Raw genomic sequence first — 14279 nt, 5'->3', positions numbered from 1 at the left:
CCCGTCAACAACCGGATATAAATTTACTGCAGGGCCCGGTTTGGCCCCGGCAGATACAGGATGTTTCGCCGAGAGAGGGAATATACCCCGATCCAACTCCGCACCTCCCGATCCACAACCGCAGGCTGGCACAGTGTTTCTTACAGTCCCGCCGGTTTCCTGCTTTCGATGGAAAGGTATACGGTAGCGTATTGATCGCCCACTTTCTTGAATTTGGTGGGGTCGATATACCCATAGGTTTTCATGATCGAAGCGGAATCCTGACACAGGTAGTTCACAAGGATCCAGCGATCCGAATCAACCGTAAAAGCCTGCGATGCGGCCACCTGTTCGCCGTTCGTGTTTACCACAAACTGGTAGGGGCCTTCTTTCAGTTTCTTTTCGGGCAGAAGTTGGATACCGGGGTTAACCTGCTGTGTTTCGACCATGGATCTTTCCTGGTTGGGGGCAAGAATGCTGAACTTCATGTCAACCGGTTTACCGTCTACAGAAGTGTTGTTCACCACCAGCCATACAGAATGTTTGGTGACTTTGCCCGAGCATAGTAACATGACCAGGGCGGCGCACATAATAAGTGATAGGAATTTTGACATTGGATTTTATTTTGCGATTAAATAATGCAATCAGTTCCGGTAACCACCCAATCGCAAAAGCCGGCGGGGGGAGTGTTCGGCAGCGTCTTGGGGAGATGACAGGTATTCTTATCTCTGATACCTGAAGGGATAAAAACGTTGCAGCAAAGATAAAAAAAATCGATGAAACATGCCGCCGCAGGCAGTATTCGTCGATAACTTACAGATGAAACAGGATATGTTTGACAGTCGTGTCAATAAAAACTTACAGTAACATAGACAATATGCTATGCATGCCGATCTCAACTCGATAAAGAAATACCATCAATCCGGTGTTACAACGCCATATGCGTTTCGCAGACAACAGTTGCTGGCGCTGAAGCATGCGGTGATTGCATACGAAAACGCCATCTACGATGCATTGTACACCGATCTGAAAAAATCCAGGGAGGAATGCTGGGTTACCGAAAATGGTTTTCTGCTTACTGAAATAGACCATGCCCTCAACCGGCTCTCCGACTGGATGCGTCCCGAAAAAGTAAGCACCAACCTGCTGAATTTTCCATCGGGCAGCTATATACACAAAGAGCCTGCAGGCGTGGTGCTGATCATCGGTCCGTGGAATTATCCTTTCCAGTTGTTGTTAGCGCCGCTGGTGGGGGCCATCGCCGCCGGTAACTGTGCGGTGATCAAACCCAGTGAATTTGCGCCCGCTACGGCGGCGGTTATACGGCAGCTAACGGCATCGGTTTTTCCGGAAGCCTATGTATGCTGCGTGGAAGGAGACGGCGCCACACTGATCGGCGATATGATGCAGCGCTTTGTATTCGACCATGTTTTTTATACCGGCAGTACCCAGGTGGGAAGAAAGATATACCAGATGGCCGCAGCCAGCCTGGTGCCCGTTACCCTGGAACTGGGCGGCAAAAGTCCCTGTGTGGTAGCGTCGGATGCAAATATTGAAGTGGCGGCCAAACGGATCGCCATGACCAAGTTTTCCAACGCAGGCCAGATGTGTGTGGCGCCCGATTATATCCTGGTGCATGCTGCCAGCAAGGATAAACTGGTGGCCGCACTGAAAGAAAAGATCCGCGCTTTTTTTGGCGATGACCCGGAAACCACGGCCCACTATGGCAGGATCATTAATGAAAAACAATTCGACAGGCTGGTACAGTACCTGAACCAGGGAACGATTGTTTACGGCGGAAGACACCGCAGGGAAAGCCTTTTTATCGAACCCACGCTGATCGAATATATGCCGGCAGATTCGGGTCTGATGCAGGAAGAGATATTCGGTCCGCTGTTGCCCATCCTGCCCTTTGACACCCGCGAGCAGGCGCTTGCCATCATCAACCGGCATCCCGATCCGCTTGCGTTTTATATTTTCACGGCAAGCCGCGCAACAGAAAAAGAATGGCTGGATGCGGTTCCTTCCGGCGGCGCATGTGTTAACAATGCAAGCTGGCATCTGACCAACCCGAACCTGCCGTTCGGCGGACGCGGAGCCAGCGGCATGGGCGCTTATCACGGCAAATTTTCGTTCGAAACGTTCAGCCGCAAACGCGCCGTTATGAAAACCCCTGCCTGGTTCGATCCTTCCGTTAAATATCCTCCATTCAAAGGAAAATTACGGTTGTTTAAATGGGTGATGAAGTGGTGATGTTTTTTACCTGCAGGAAACGCTGCAACCGGATTTTTTCGGTGCCGCTCGCAAATTCTTGCCCTGGATCAATCGCTTACCCTGAACCGCCGCTGATTTTTGCAGGAAATATTTGGCAGGCAGATCAACACAAAACCTTACTGGACGAATTGCAACAGATCCTAGACTGCTGTACACAAATGGTTCAGCCATACAGGGAGCGATCGCCCGCAGTACTGAATCACCGTATTGCAGGCGGCGCCAGGGGATAAAAACCCGATTCATTCGGCGCCTGGCAGCACCACGATCGACCGTTTTCTACAACGCAGGAGCAGTGGATAAAATTACTCAACCTGGCTGCCGGTGCCGGTCTCGGAAAAGTTAAGAACGGCCATATCGCTTTACCAGGCTGGTCAGGCTGAAACTGGGAGATACGCTCCGGTTCTGTATCTATCCTATTGAACGCCATGTGCAACAGGCCGGGCGCATACTGACGGTGGCGGAAAAATAGCGCCAGGGGCATGGTTTTTTGAGCACCTGCGTCAAAAACGGCATGAAAAAGCTATTTATCTCCCCGATGCTGCTACTGGTTCTTGCCTGTAACACGGCCACGGAGAACAAGACCATCACCGACTCGCCGGCAGTGGTGAAAACAGGCGAATCGCCCAACCGCTGCTATGCCTATATCAGCGACCAGGATACGGTGAAATTGCAGCTTTCCATGGACGGGAAAGAGGCTGTTGGCGATCTTGTATACCGTCTTTCCGAAAAAGACGCCAACAACGGAAGCATCCGTGGACGCATGCGGGGCGATACGCTTGTTGCCGATTACACATTTACCTCCGAGGGCATGGAATCCGTTCGCGAAGTGCGCTTTCTCCGGAGCGACGATATCCTCATAGAAGGTGTTGGCGAGATGGAGGAACAGAACGGGAAAATGGTGTATAAAAGTCCCAACAGCGTACGTTATATGGGTGGATTGGTGCTGAAGAAAGGCTCCTGCGATAAATAGCGGTTCAACCGGGGGCGGAAATCCATCGCTTAACCGGACGGGTAAAAAACGGGCAACTAATTAAGGTGTAAATACGCTATCGGCATTTGTCTGCAAGGGTTAGTTTGCAGCGAAAACAAAGCGTATGTCTGCCAGCTCCGGCAATTGCCTGTATTGCGAAAAAATGTTGCACGGAAGAACGGATAAGAAGTTCTGCAACGACCATTGCAGGAACGAATTTCATAACCGGCAGAACAGCTGCAGCAATAATTACATGCGGATCATCAATTTCCGTCTGCGGCGGAACCGGCGTATCCTGTCTGCTTTATTATCGGCGAAACATACCACCCGTATCGGCATAGAACAGATGCACGACAATGGTTTTGCATTTGATTACTTCACGCATATGATCACCAATGAGAAAGGCATTACCTGTTTTTTTTGTTACGAGTACGGGTACCTTAAACACGGCGGACAGGTGATCATCATCAGGGAGAAAAAGAATCACTGAGCGGGAAATGCTTTTGACCAGCCGCAGCTTTAATACCTGATGGTCACTTTCGAAACCCCGGCCTGTACCATATCGAGTTTTTTTGCGGCTTTTTTGGTGAGATCGATGATCCTTCCCTGTACAAACGGACCGCGGTCGTTGATGCGCACTTTGACCGTTTTGCCGTTGGCAAGATTGGTTACCCTAACTTTTGTTCCGAACGGCAGTTTTTTGTGCGCCGCGGTCAGCGCCGAAGAATGAAACGATTCCCCGTTCGCAGTTTTCCTGCCTTCATAGCCTTCTGCGTAATAGGAAGCCAGGCCGGATTCGCTGTGCGTTTTGCGGCTGCAGGAAAGAACCAGTGTTGCCAGGAACAATATGGCGGCGGCCTGTCTCATTCAACAAAAACGCCCTGGCTGTATCGTTTAGTATGGACTTGGGGTAAAATGCATGTTAATAACTGTTGGACCAGCTTAGCACAGGTGTTCGGAAGAATCAGGGTATCATTTGTCGAATTAGCCGCATACTCTCTGCGAAACTCATCTCCTCGGCGCCGCTGCGGTGAAAAACAGGATACTTATTCACCGCAGAGACGCAGAAGGTGCAGAGTTACGCAAAGATAAGCGGACATGCCATCTGTCTTGTACTGTTTCCTCCGAACAGCTAAGGACCAGCTTAGCAGGTATTATCCCGTACCGTTTATTGAAAAGGCAGTTTTACCACTTTGGCTTTTACAGGGGTGTTGCGGATATCGATGTAGATATCGTTATCAAGACCGGCATAGCCCATCTCCACATATCCCAGCCCGATGGCTTTGCCGAGCGAGGGCGCCTGTGTGCCGCTGGTAACCTTGCCGATGGTATTGCCCGATTCGTCTTTGATCAGGTAGTCGTGACGGGGAATACCGCGGTCCACCATTTCAAAACCCACCAGTTTACGTGTAATGCCTGCGGCCTTTTGCTGCTGCAGGATCTCTTTGGCGGTAAAGTCTTTTGTGAATTTGGTGATCCAGGCAAGCCCCGCTTCGAGGGGCGAAGTGGTATCGTCGATATCGTTTCCGTAAAGGCAATAACCCATTTCCAGGCGCAGTGTATCGCGTGCACCGAGGCCGATCGGTTTCAGTCCCTGCGGCCCGCCTGCTTCAAAGATGGCATCCCATATTTTTTGCGCGGCGCCGTCCTTTTCTTCAAAATAGATCTCCACACCCCCTGCGCCGGTATAGCCGGTGGCACTGATCAGTACATTATCCACCCCCGCAAATTTTCCTTTGGTGAATGTGTAGTATTTCAGGTTCATGATATCGGTATCAACCAGCGGCTGCAGCATTTTGGTGGCATTGGGGCCCTGTATGGCAAGCAGACAGGTTTTGTCGCTGATATTGTGCATCTCAACACCCTTTGTATTGAAGCCGCTGATCCAGTTCCAGTCTTTTTCTATATTGGATGCATTCACTACCAGCATATAGGCTTTGTCTTTTTCAAGACAGTATACGATCAGGTCGTCTACGATGCCGCCGGTTTCGTTGGGTAAGCAGCTGTACTGTGCCTGGCCTTCGGTTAATTTGGATGCATCGTTGCTGGTAACACGCTGTATGAGGTCGAGCGCGTTCTCGCCTTTGAGGATGAATTCGCCCATATGGCTTACATCGAAGACACCGGCGTTTTTGCGTACGGCGGCGTGTTCATCGTTGATACCGCTGTAGCTGATCGGCATATTGTAACCCGCAAAAGGGGCCATTTTGGCACCGAGTGCCAGGTGTTTCTCAGTAAAAGGCGTATTCTTCATACCTGCTTTCGTTTAGTGCGCAAAAATAAGTGAAATATGGTTTGTGATGGGAGGTTGAAAAAACGGCGATATCCGGGGTAGAAAACGATTGTTTACCGGCTGTGGGGTTGGAGGGTTGAAAAAAATTGCCACAGATTGCACAGATTTCCACAGAATAACCTATCTGTGAAAATCTGTGCAGTCTGTGGCAAAAAAATGTTGAAATCAGTTGGAACTGATACGGAATTTCAGTCCCTTGCCAAATTCCTTTATCCGATGGAAAGCTTCTTCGGAATTATCATCGCGGTCGAATTTGATCACCAGTTTTCCCGGTACGGCGCGGATAAAAAAATTCATGCGGTCATCCAGTACGATCATCCCGTTCATGCGCGCATTGCGGAACATATGGTTTGACCGGAGCGTTTCATCGAGATAGTCCTGTACATGCCAGGTCTTTTCCGGGTCATAGGAAGCGTATATCTGGTACATATCATCCGATTCGCGGATGCTCAGCGAAATATCCTGGCCATGAACAATCGTATGGCGGTGCAGCCAACGGTACATAGACACGCAGAAAAAACCGCCGAATAACAATATGCAAAGCAGAAAACCGACAAAAACCCTTTTCATAACTGTTGTTTTAGCTGTGATGAATCCTTGCAGTGATGAATGATGGATAGAGAAGGGAAGAACCCCCTCCTGTGAACAAGACAGGGTTCTTTGTTCCCAACTTCAACCGAGCTGATCAGGCGCTTTTGATAAGGGAGAATATCGCCGGCGCATCTGTGTTGTCAATTCCTTTAACGGCAGTGGTGGTTTTTTTGTAACGGTAGCGTGTGGTGTCTGCAGGTGTTTCCAGTTCTTTCTTCAGGTCTTCCGCTTCTTTCTGTTTGCGCTCATATTCTTTCTGCAGTTCTTCCCTGCTCTGCTTGTATTTTTCTTTTGCCTCGTTCATATCGGCATTATCCTCTCCGTCTTTCCTCTTACCCTGGTCGTCTACACGCTCCAGTCCGCCAACAGTCATAATGTACTCCACATTGTCGTTGTAATACTGGTAATCGCTTCCGTTATAGTCGTCTTCCCATTCCCAGTCGTTATGTCCCATGCCCATATGGAACCAGTTAAGACGGCGTGCCACGCTTCTGTCTATCAGTATGCGTTTTCCTACCGGCACCTGCAGTATTACGGCCACGGCCTGGTTGCGGAAACGGGTACCTTTCTGTACGGAGAATCCGCGGTCGAGCCAGATGGTACTGTCCTGCTGGTTAAAACCATAATTGATCTCTTTGATATTCTGTACCGCAACGCCTTCGTCTTTGCCGTTTGCATATTTGGCTGCGCTCATATGGTACAGCGAATCCTTGCTTTTTACGATGCGGAGACGAACGTTGTTCAGTATCAGGCTGTCATCGCTCATGCTGAGTATACCGTCCATACGGAACCAGCGGCCAATCACTTTCACTTTGCTGTTGGGCACTTTCACGATCAGTTTGCCGGAAGTGGGTTGTGTGATCACATATTCCTGTGTATCCCTTGCCCTCGCATCAAAATTGCGCGCGATGGAAACCGCCAGCATACCTGCTGCGATCAGCCCCATTACCCACAAACCTGCGAACGTAAAGCCGAGGTAGCGGTTCTTTGAACGCACACCCATGATCCTCCTGATCACCCAGGTGATGAATGCCACCACCGGTACACCGAGGAATAAGAGCAGGGTTGTCCATGCAAGGAAATTCTGCCAGATGCCTTCCAGGAAGAAATCTTTCAGCGGAAACACACCCACACCGGCCACCATAAAGGCGAGTAATGTGATCAGCAGTGCAAAGGCGATGATACCCGCGATGAACAGGAAGAAAGCCTTGAACATGATACCGATGGCGCGTCCGATCCTGCTGCCGCCGCTGCGTGTTGCATAGTTCATTTCAGAACCGAATTGCTGTCCTTTCTGTTTCACAGTAGAACCAAAATCTTTGGCAAACTCCTCTGCTTTGTCTTTTGCCTCGCCGCTCCATTTCTCTGCACGCTGTTTAAAGCCTTCGAGGTCTTCCTGTATGGTATTTTTAATGGTGTTCAGGTCCACTTTCTCACCGCGCATTTCCAGTTTTTCCGAAGCGCTTTTTGCTTCGGGTATCACAGCCCACAATACCGCATACACTACGAACAGTGTTCCGCCGAAAGAACCGAACAGGATGCCGGGAAAAGGATCCACATCAAAAAAGAAGGCGCTTCTGACGATAGAGGTAACGATACCCGCCACCAGCGGTAACGAGAAGATCAGACGCGGTATCCATATGGCGATATCGAAGTAGGATGCAATACCACTTGCCACGCCCGCGATCACTTTTTCTTCGGGGTTACGGTAAAGACGTTTGGTACTGGGGGTATGCGCCAGCGGTTTGGAGGGAAGGATCACCCACAGTATGATATAGAGCAGGATACCGCCGCCGAACACGAATGCAATCAGTGCAAATACCAGTCTTACAATGGTGGGGTCTATCCTGAGGTAACTGGCCACGCCACCGCAGACACCGCCCAGTATCTTATCCGAATCATCGCGGTACAAACGGCCGCGGGGAGGGGCTTCGTAACCGGGGTCGGTGCTCCGGTGGCTGCTGTTTGCCTGTTCCTGGCTGTCGCCTTCGAGTTGGGAGTGAACGCGTCCTTCTTCGCCTTCAAAATCCTCGGGGCGGCCCATGCTCTGTATAATGCCTTCCACATTTTCTTCGGTGATGCAGGTACTTCCTTTTTTCAGGATCTCTACGAACAGTTCTGCAATACGTCCCTCAATATCATTGATGATCTCATCGCGACCTTCCTCGTTGGCAAAGAACTTACGCAAACTTTCCACATACTGCTTGAGCATGTCGTAGGCAGATTCCTCAATGGGGATCACCCTGCCCTGGAAGTTTATATTAATTACCTTTTTCATGGTCTAATCTTGTTTAAAGTTGGTTAAGGTTGGGTTGGATTTTCATCGGATGTTGGGTTGCCCGCGGGCTGCGTAAGTGTGTGCACTGCGTCTGCCAGTTCCTGCCAGGTTCTTTCGAGTTCATTGTAGAATTCGAGACCTTTGTCTGTCATGACAAAATACTTGCGGGGCGGGCCGCTGTTGCTTTCCACCCAGCGGTAAGAAAGCAGTCCTGCGTTTTTCAATCTTGTTAGCAAAGGATAGAGTGTGCCTTCCAGGATATGAAGGTTAGCCGCTTTCATCCGTTCTACCAGGTCGCTGGGGTAAACCTCGCCCTGTCGTATGATGGATAAAATGCAAAACTCCAATACACCCTTTCGCATCTGGCTTTGTGTGTTCTGAATGTCCATAACCGGAGTTTTTGTTTATTGTTACCCGCCTGAGGCGGACTTCGATGAATGTTGTGGTTAAAGCAGGTCGGTGTGCATACCCGTATGCCTTCTGGCGATCCTGTTGCGGCGGCTTCCGGCCATATGCCAGAGTTCCACAACCCCAAAGCTGTTCTTGTGATGGATAGCGGGTGAATTGGCTGCCACGGTTTCTTTTACTTCTTTTGCCAGGTTCTCCAGCTGGACCCGGCCCAGTGCCTGGTAAAAATCTGTGTTTTGCGTTTTCATGATCTCTTTATTTATATTTTTTAGAATCGGTCTTGTCTGCCAGGGTTCCTTCCCTTTGACAACACAAAGATGGGAACTTTTCAGGTACTATGCAACACATAGTACCAAGTTTTTTTTAGTAATAGGCAGAAATCAGTAACTGATTTTACTTAAATCATTGATTATTAATTAAATGGAAATTTACCCGGTCTAAATGGAAATGTTGAGCGGTAATATTTCTTTATGAACGCGGGCACGGAGGGATGTCAAAAAAGGCGAAAACGAGCATTTTGCAGGGTCAGCGGTTGCGATCACGGCGGTCTTCGCCGGTACCTACCAGTGCTTCGATGATGGCGGTAACAATACTGACCACCAGGCTGAACAGCAGCGCAGCCACCCATCCGTCCACACTGAACCCGGGCACGATGCCTGCGGCCAGTTTGATGATGATGATATTGATTACCAATAGGAACAGTCCGAGCGTTACGATGGTGAAGGGTATGGTGAGCAGGATAAGAATGGGTTTCACAAAACTATTGAGCAGACCCAGCACCAGGGCCACGAACAGCGCCGTAAGGATATCATCCACATACACGCCTTTAAGAATATAGGCGGCCACCAATACGGCAACCGTGGTTGCAATGGTCTTTGCAAAGAATTTACCCATACATCAATAACGTTTACAGGATACCATTTATTTTTCTGCGGATGCCATTCTTTAAAACGGGCACATTGAAATTGATTAACAGTCCCAGCTTCTTACCGGATAACCTGAGATAGGTAACCAGCTGGGCTTCGTGTATGGGCTGGAGGGCGTCCAATGATTTAAGTTCAATCACTATTTCATTTTCTACCAGCAGATCAATCATAAAATCCTTTTGCAGGTCTTGTGCTTTGTAAACAACAGGCAATAACAGCTGCCTGGTAACACTAAGTCCTGCATCCCTTATCTCAGCAAGTAAGCATACCTCATATACGGATTCAAGCAATCCGGGGCCGAGGTAACGATGGACTTCGATCGCCGACTGAATGATCTTATGCGTGAGGAGATTGTATTCCTGGGCGTGCATGAAGCCGAAGATATCGACGCTGCAGGTAGCGAAATAGCGTATTTGCCGCAGGGTCGAGCGCTTTTTTTAACAAGAGAGACAGCGTTGCACAGAGGGTTTTCTCCGTGTTCCTCTGTATCTCCGTGACTCTGTGTTAAACCCGTGTCTCTGTCTCCTCACACCACCACCAGCTCGTAAAAATCCTCCGGCTGCAGGTATTTTTCAGCGAGGGCCAGCAGTTCTTCTGCGCTCAGGGTGCGGATCGTTTGGATGCTGTTGTAGAAATAGTCTTCCGTGAGTCCGTTGAGTATATAGTTCTTCCACCGGGCGATGATCTGGAAGGGGCCGTCGAGATCGCCCAGCAATGAGCCGATCATATAGTTGCGCACCAGGTCCAGTTCTTCTTCCTCCACCGGTTCGGTGCGCAGCACTTCCATTTCCTTGTATACTTCGGTGATGGTGGCTTCGCATACATCGCGTCCGGCTTCGGTGCTGATCATCCAGGCCGTGTTGTGTATATGGTTCTGCAGGTAACTGTGTATGCCGTAGGTATATCCCTTGTCTTCCCGGATATTGCTCATCAGCCTTGAGCCGAAGAAGCCACCGAAGATATTATTCAGCACCGCTACCCGCTGAAAATCGGGGTGGTGCCTGTTGGGAAAGGGCCTGGCTATCCGGATAGCGCCCTGCACGCCTGCGGCATCGTTGGTGATACGGTATTTTTTGGTGCCGGCAGGCTGCTGCGGGTAGTCGATCACCGGCAAAGCGGCAGCATTCAGCGGCAGGTGCCCGAAAGCGTTGTTCAGCTGCAGAGCGATATCGCCCGGCAGTTTGCCCGCGGCAAATACCATGCACCTGCCATGTACATAGAACTGCTCGAAATAGTGTACCAGCTCCACTTTTTCCAGCTGGTCGTATTCCAGGGTTGATGTGTACTTGCCGTAAGGATGGTGCAGGCCATACAGGTATTCATCGATGAGCCGGCTGGCAACGAAATCGCATTTTTTCAGGTTTACCTGGAGCCGTTGCTTCTGGTTCTGTTTATAGATGGCCAGCTCCTCTTCGGGGAAGATGCTTTCGGTGATCAGTTCTGCCACCACAGGCAGTAATTCGGGCAAATGTTTGCTAAGGCAGTGCAGCGTAACGGTGGCCGTTTCGTTATAACAGCTCCTGTTCAGGTAGGCGCCATAAAATTCAAAATGCTCGTTGATCGAGAAAGCGTTCTTCTGGCTGGTTCCGTTCTTCAGCAAAAAATTGGTGGTGGCGGCCACTATGTTTTTCTTCTCATACCAGTTGCCTGCATAGAACACCCATTCGAGCATCAGCACTTCCTGCGAGCCCGCATCGACGGTATAAACAGGCACCTGGTTATCGAGCGTAAAATGTTCGTAGGGTTTCAGCTGCAGTTTCATATCGACCGCATCAACAATTCCCGGCGCTTTTTTTCTGTTCTGTATCATGATTGCCTGCTGTGGTAACGTAATGTATTACTGTTTTCTTTGCGGAATATGCGTTTGGCGGTTTGCAGCAGGTCTGCAGCGCTCACGCGATGGTACCGCTCCAGTTCCGTGTTCATCAGCTGCGCATCGCCCAGCAGTTCATACATGGCCAGGCTGTTGGCGCGGCTCATGATGCCCATGTCTTCGAAGGCGATCACGCTTTCCGTTTTATTTTTCACTTTCTGCAGTTCCGTATCGCTCACAACCGATGCCTGTATCTTTTCAATTTCTTCCTCCACGGCTTTTTCGGCGGTGTCTATTGAAATGCCTTTTACCAGTTTGCCTTCCACGGCCACCAGTCCTTTGTCAACGCTGCCAAAATGATAGCAATCCAGGTTGGAGAACAACTGTTTTTCTTTTACCAGCGACTGAAACATACGTGATGAGCCGCCGCCGCCCAGTATCTCCGTAAGCAGGTCGGCCTCGTAATATCCTTTATCCAGGCGTGCATCCATATGCCATGTCTTTACAAACGCGTCAAGCGGCACATCGGCTTCCACATCAAGTGTGCGTGCCTGGGTTTGCTCGGGTTCCTGGGGCAGTGAGCGCCGGTATTTTTCACCCATCGGTATATCGCCAAACCATTTTTCAGCAAGCTGTCTGATAGGTTCTGTCTTTACATTTCCCGCCACCACCAGTATGGCGTTCACGGGGCGGTAGTGTTTAAAGAAAAAATGCTTTACATCATCTATATGGGCGTTCTCCACATGGCTCAGCTCTTTGCCGATGGTCATCCAGCGATAGGGATGCCGGGTATAGGCAAGTTCGCGCATCTTGTGCCATACATCGCCGTAGGGTTTATTGATATAATGCTCCTTGAACTCTTCGCATACCACTTTCTTTTGCACTGAAAGACTTTTTTCGCTGAACGCAAGACTGAGCATGCGGTCGCTTTCGAGCCAGAAAGCCGTTTCTATGTTTTCTGCCGGAAGCTGACAGTAGTAATTGGTCAGATCGTTGGTGGTATAGGCATTGTTTTCGCCGCCCGCCCGCTGCAGCGGTTCGTCGTAATCGGGAATATGGATGCTGCCCCCGAACATCAGGTGCTCGAACAGGTGTGCAAATCCTGTTTGTGCCGGATTCTCATCCCTGGCGCCTACATCATACATAATATTCACCACAGCCATCGGCGTGGAAGGATCTTCATGAACCAGCACACGCAGGCCATTATCCAGGACAAACCGGTTGTATTGTATCATATTTCAGGTAAAACGGATATGCAAATTAGCGTATTAGGCAGACTTACCGCCATATCAGCGTCTTTTACGGATATCCTTTACATCGAGCGCGAGGATCATGGGTCGCTCTTTGCGGAAAATGATCACTTTTACCTTACCCAGGCTGTTCTGGAAAAGGTTCTTGTAACTCATGATGTTTTTTGAGGTATTGGTTTCTACGGAGAAAATAATGTCTCCCGGAAGAAATCCCGCTTTTTCACCGGGCGAACCGGGCATAACATCCACCACGCGTATTTCGCCGTCGATCAGGTAGATGCCGAGACCGGTGTACGAATAGTCGAAAGATTCGTTGAAATGCGTATTGGGTTTGAGATGGATGCTTTGTTCGGGGTAATTCAACACCACATTGAAACGGCGAAGGATATCGTTTCCCAGCAAACCACCCAGCATGGGGTAATTGGTAACATTGAACTCGTCGTTAAAAACATGCACCGGTACCCGCCTGAATTTATACGGCCCCAGTTTGATCTCTTTTACCACGGTGATCGACATTTTGCGCTTGCCGCCCAGTCCCTCAGCCTGTGTCGGAAAAAAACGGCTTTTCTTGCGGAATACACTGCTGTCCTCCACAAAATCCTCGGAGAGCAGGAAGCTCAGTCCTGCACCCGTATCAAAAATAAAACGGTCGGTAACCGGGTGGTCGTCGTTGATTGTAGCCAACTGCAGGGGTAGGGTGGAAAAATTGGGTTTTAAAAGATACCCGCCTTTGGGGTATTTGTACAGTCCGGGGCTATAAATCTCCATTAGCTGCTGGTCGTAATCGAGCCGTACAATAAACCTTCGGAGAAAACTGAAGCCGATGATGCCGTCTATTTTGATACCGTACACGCTGGTGAGCAGGTCGTAGTCGTTGATATGAAAATCGAGCCGCTCCACTTTAAGACCCCTGATGGAAAGCGAGTGGTTCAGCGCAAAATCAACCAGTTTCATGCCTGCGATGCCGCGGATGGTCTTATCGCTTTTGGTTAGTTTGAGCTGAAGGTATTCGGCCGTGGCCGAATCGAGCGAAATACCCCCGCTGCCCGTATCAAAAACAAAATTGAGCGAGTCGGGAAAATTGTCGAGCTGCGCCTTCAGTATAACAATGCCCCCGCTGATCTGGGTAAACCGGAGTTTGGTGATCAGGCTGGCCTGGGGCGCCACAAATTCTTCCTGGGCCCGGGATACCAGGCAGAGACAAGCTAATGCAAAGCAGATCCAGGCATGTTTCATCGCAACTCTGAATGTAAGCCGAAAAAAGCGAAACGGGTACCGCTTCGTTTTTTATTATGCGAACGGCTTTTCTACAGGACAGGCAGGTTCTGTGATTTGTTGCAAACGGGAATGATATAACTTTGCAAACCTAATCGGTTTGTAGTCTGTGGTCTGCAGTCTTGGTTCACCTAACCACGGGCTGCAGACCGCTGGCCGCAAACTAAATCTCCAACCATGAATCTATCCGGTCTTTATCAGAGAGCATTGAATTTTGAGTTT

At 49.7% G+C, this 14279-nt stretch carries 15 protein-coding genes; 3 read left to right on the top strand and 12 right to left on the bottom strand.

Annotated features, from left to right (window positions below; genetic code table 11):
• Positions 1 to 140 precede the first annotated feature (140 nt).
• Positions 141 to 593: a hypothetical protein gene (locus GWC94_RS14020; RefSeq protein WP_161835632.1), complete on the bottom strand. Its 453-nt coding sequence runs from the start codon at positions 591 to 593 to the stop codon at positions 141 to 143.
• A gap of 268 nt (positions 594 to 861) precedes the next feature.
• Here GWC94_RS14020 and GWC94_RS14015 point away from each other — a divergent pair, with 268 nt between their 5' ends.
• From GWC94_RS14015 to GWC94_RS14005, 3 genes are all read left to right on the top strand, one after another.
• Positions 862 to 2232, top strand: a complete 1371-nt coding sequence (locus tag GWC94_RS14015; RefSeq protein ID WP_161835631.1) for an aldehyde dehydrogenase — start codon at positions 862 to 864, stop codon at positions 2230 to 2232.
• Between the two features lie 532 nt (positions 2233 to 2764).
• Positions 2765 to 3223 (top strand): hypothetical protein, encoded by a 459-nt coding sequence (locus tag GWC94_RS14010; protein WP_161835630.1) that lies wholly within the window; start codon positions 2765 to 2767, stop codon positions 3221 to 3223.
• Between the two features lie 124 nt (positions 3224 to 3347).
• Positions 3348 to 3713 carry a hypothetical protein gene (locus GWC94_RS14005; protein WP_202628780.1) on the top strand — a complete coding sequence of 122 codons (366 nt, stop codon included), beginning with the start codon at positions 3348 to 3350 and terminating at the stop codon, positions 3711 to 3713.
• A gap of 29 nt (positions 3714 to 3742) precedes the next feature.
• Here the strand turns inward: GWC94_RS14005 and GWC94_RS14000 are convergent, their stop codons facing one another.
• The 11 genes from GWC94_RS14000 to GWC94_RS13950 all read right to left on the bottom strand — a co-directional run bounded on the left by GWC94_RS14000 (position 3743) and on the right by GWC94_RS13950 (position 14018).
• Positions 3743 to 4090 (bottom strand): septal ring lytic transglycosylase RlpA family protein, encoded by a 348-nt coding sequence (locus tag GWC94_RS14000; RefSeq protein ID WP_161835629.1) that lies wholly within the window; start codon positions 4088 to 4090, stop codon positions 3743 to 3745.
• Positions 4091 to 4391: 301 nt separating this feature from the next.
• The gene (gene gcvT / locus GWC94_RS13995) at positions 4392 to 5477 is read right to left on the bottom strand and encodes a glycine cleavage system aminomethyltransferase GcvT (RefSeq protein WP_161835628.1); all 1086 of its coding nucleotides are present in this window, start codon (positions 5475 to 5477) and stop codon (positions 4392 to 4394) included.
• A 204-nt stretch (positions 5478 to 5681) separates the two neighbouring features.
• On the bottom strand, positions 5682 to 6086 hold the full coding sequence (locus GWC94_RS13990) for a hypothetical protein (RefSeq protein ID WP_161835627.1): 405 nt from the start codon (positions 6084 to 6086) through the stop codon (positions 5682 to 5684).
• Between the two features lie 115 nt (positions 6087 to 6201).
• Complete coding sequence (locus tag GWC94_RS13985) at positions 6202 to 8385, bottom strand: PspC domain-containing protein (RefSeq protein WP_161835626.1); 2184 nt, start codon at positions 8383 to 8385, stop codon at positions 6202 to 6204.
• 23 nt (positions 8386 to 8408) lie between these two features.
• Positions 8409 to 8774, bottom strand: a complete 366-nt coding sequence (locus tag GWC94_RS13980) for a PadR family transcriptional regulator (RefSeq protein WP_161835625.1) — start codon at positions 8772 to 8774, stop codon at positions 8409 to 8411.
• 57 nt (positions 8775 to 8831) lie between these two features.
• On the bottom strand, positions 8832 to 9041 hold the full coding sequence (locus GWC94_RS13975) for a hypothetical protein (protein WP_161835624.1): 210 nt from the start codon (positions 9039 to 9041) through the stop codon (positions 8832 to 8834).
• A gap of 277 nt (positions 9042 to 9318) precedes the next feature.
• Positions 9319 to 9687 carry a phage holin family protein gene (locus GWC94_RS13970; protein WP_161835623.1) on the bottom strand — a complete coding sequence of 123 codons (369 nt, stop codon included), beginning with the start codon at positions 9685 to 9687 and terminating at the stop codon, positions 9319 to 9321.
• A 13-nt stretch (positions 9688 to 9700) separates the two neighbouring features.
• A complete protein-coding gene (locus GWC94_RS13965) occupies positions 9701 to 10090 on the bottom strand; it encodes a GxxExxY protein (protein WP_161835622.1) in 390 nt (129 codons plus the stop codon).
• 155 nt (positions 10091 to 10245) lie between these two features.
• On the bottom strand, positions 10246 to 11529 hold the full coding sequence (locus GWC94_RS13960; protein ID WP_202628779.1) for a M16 family metallopeptidase: 1284 nt from the start codon (positions 11527 to 11529) through the stop codon (positions 10246 to 10248).
• A complete protein-coding gene (locus GWC94_RS13955; protein ID WP_161835621.1) occupies positions 11526 to 12767 on the bottom strand; it encodes a M16 family metallopeptidase in 1242 nt (413 codons plus the stop codon). Before GWC94_RS13955 ends, GWC94_RS13960 begins: the two co-directional genes overlap by 4 nt.
• Positions 12768 to 12821: 54 nt before the next feature.
• The gene (locus GWC94_RS13950; RefSeq protein ID WP_161835620.1) at positions 12822 to 14018 is read right to left on the bottom strand and encodes an aspartyl protease family protein; all 1197 of its coding nucleotides are present in this window, start codon (positions 14016 to 14018) and stop codon (positions 12822 to 12824) included.
• Positions 14019 to 14279 lie beyond the last annotated feature (261 nt).

The organism is Sediminibacterium soli, from assembly GCF_009939225.1.
GTDB classification, from domain to species: Bacteria; Bacteroidota; Bacteroidia; order Chitinophagales; family Chitinophagaceae; genus Sediminibacterium; species Sediminibacterium soli.
Note: the sequence above shows the minus strand (reverse complement) of the source record. Positions and strands in the feature narration are given on the sequence as shown.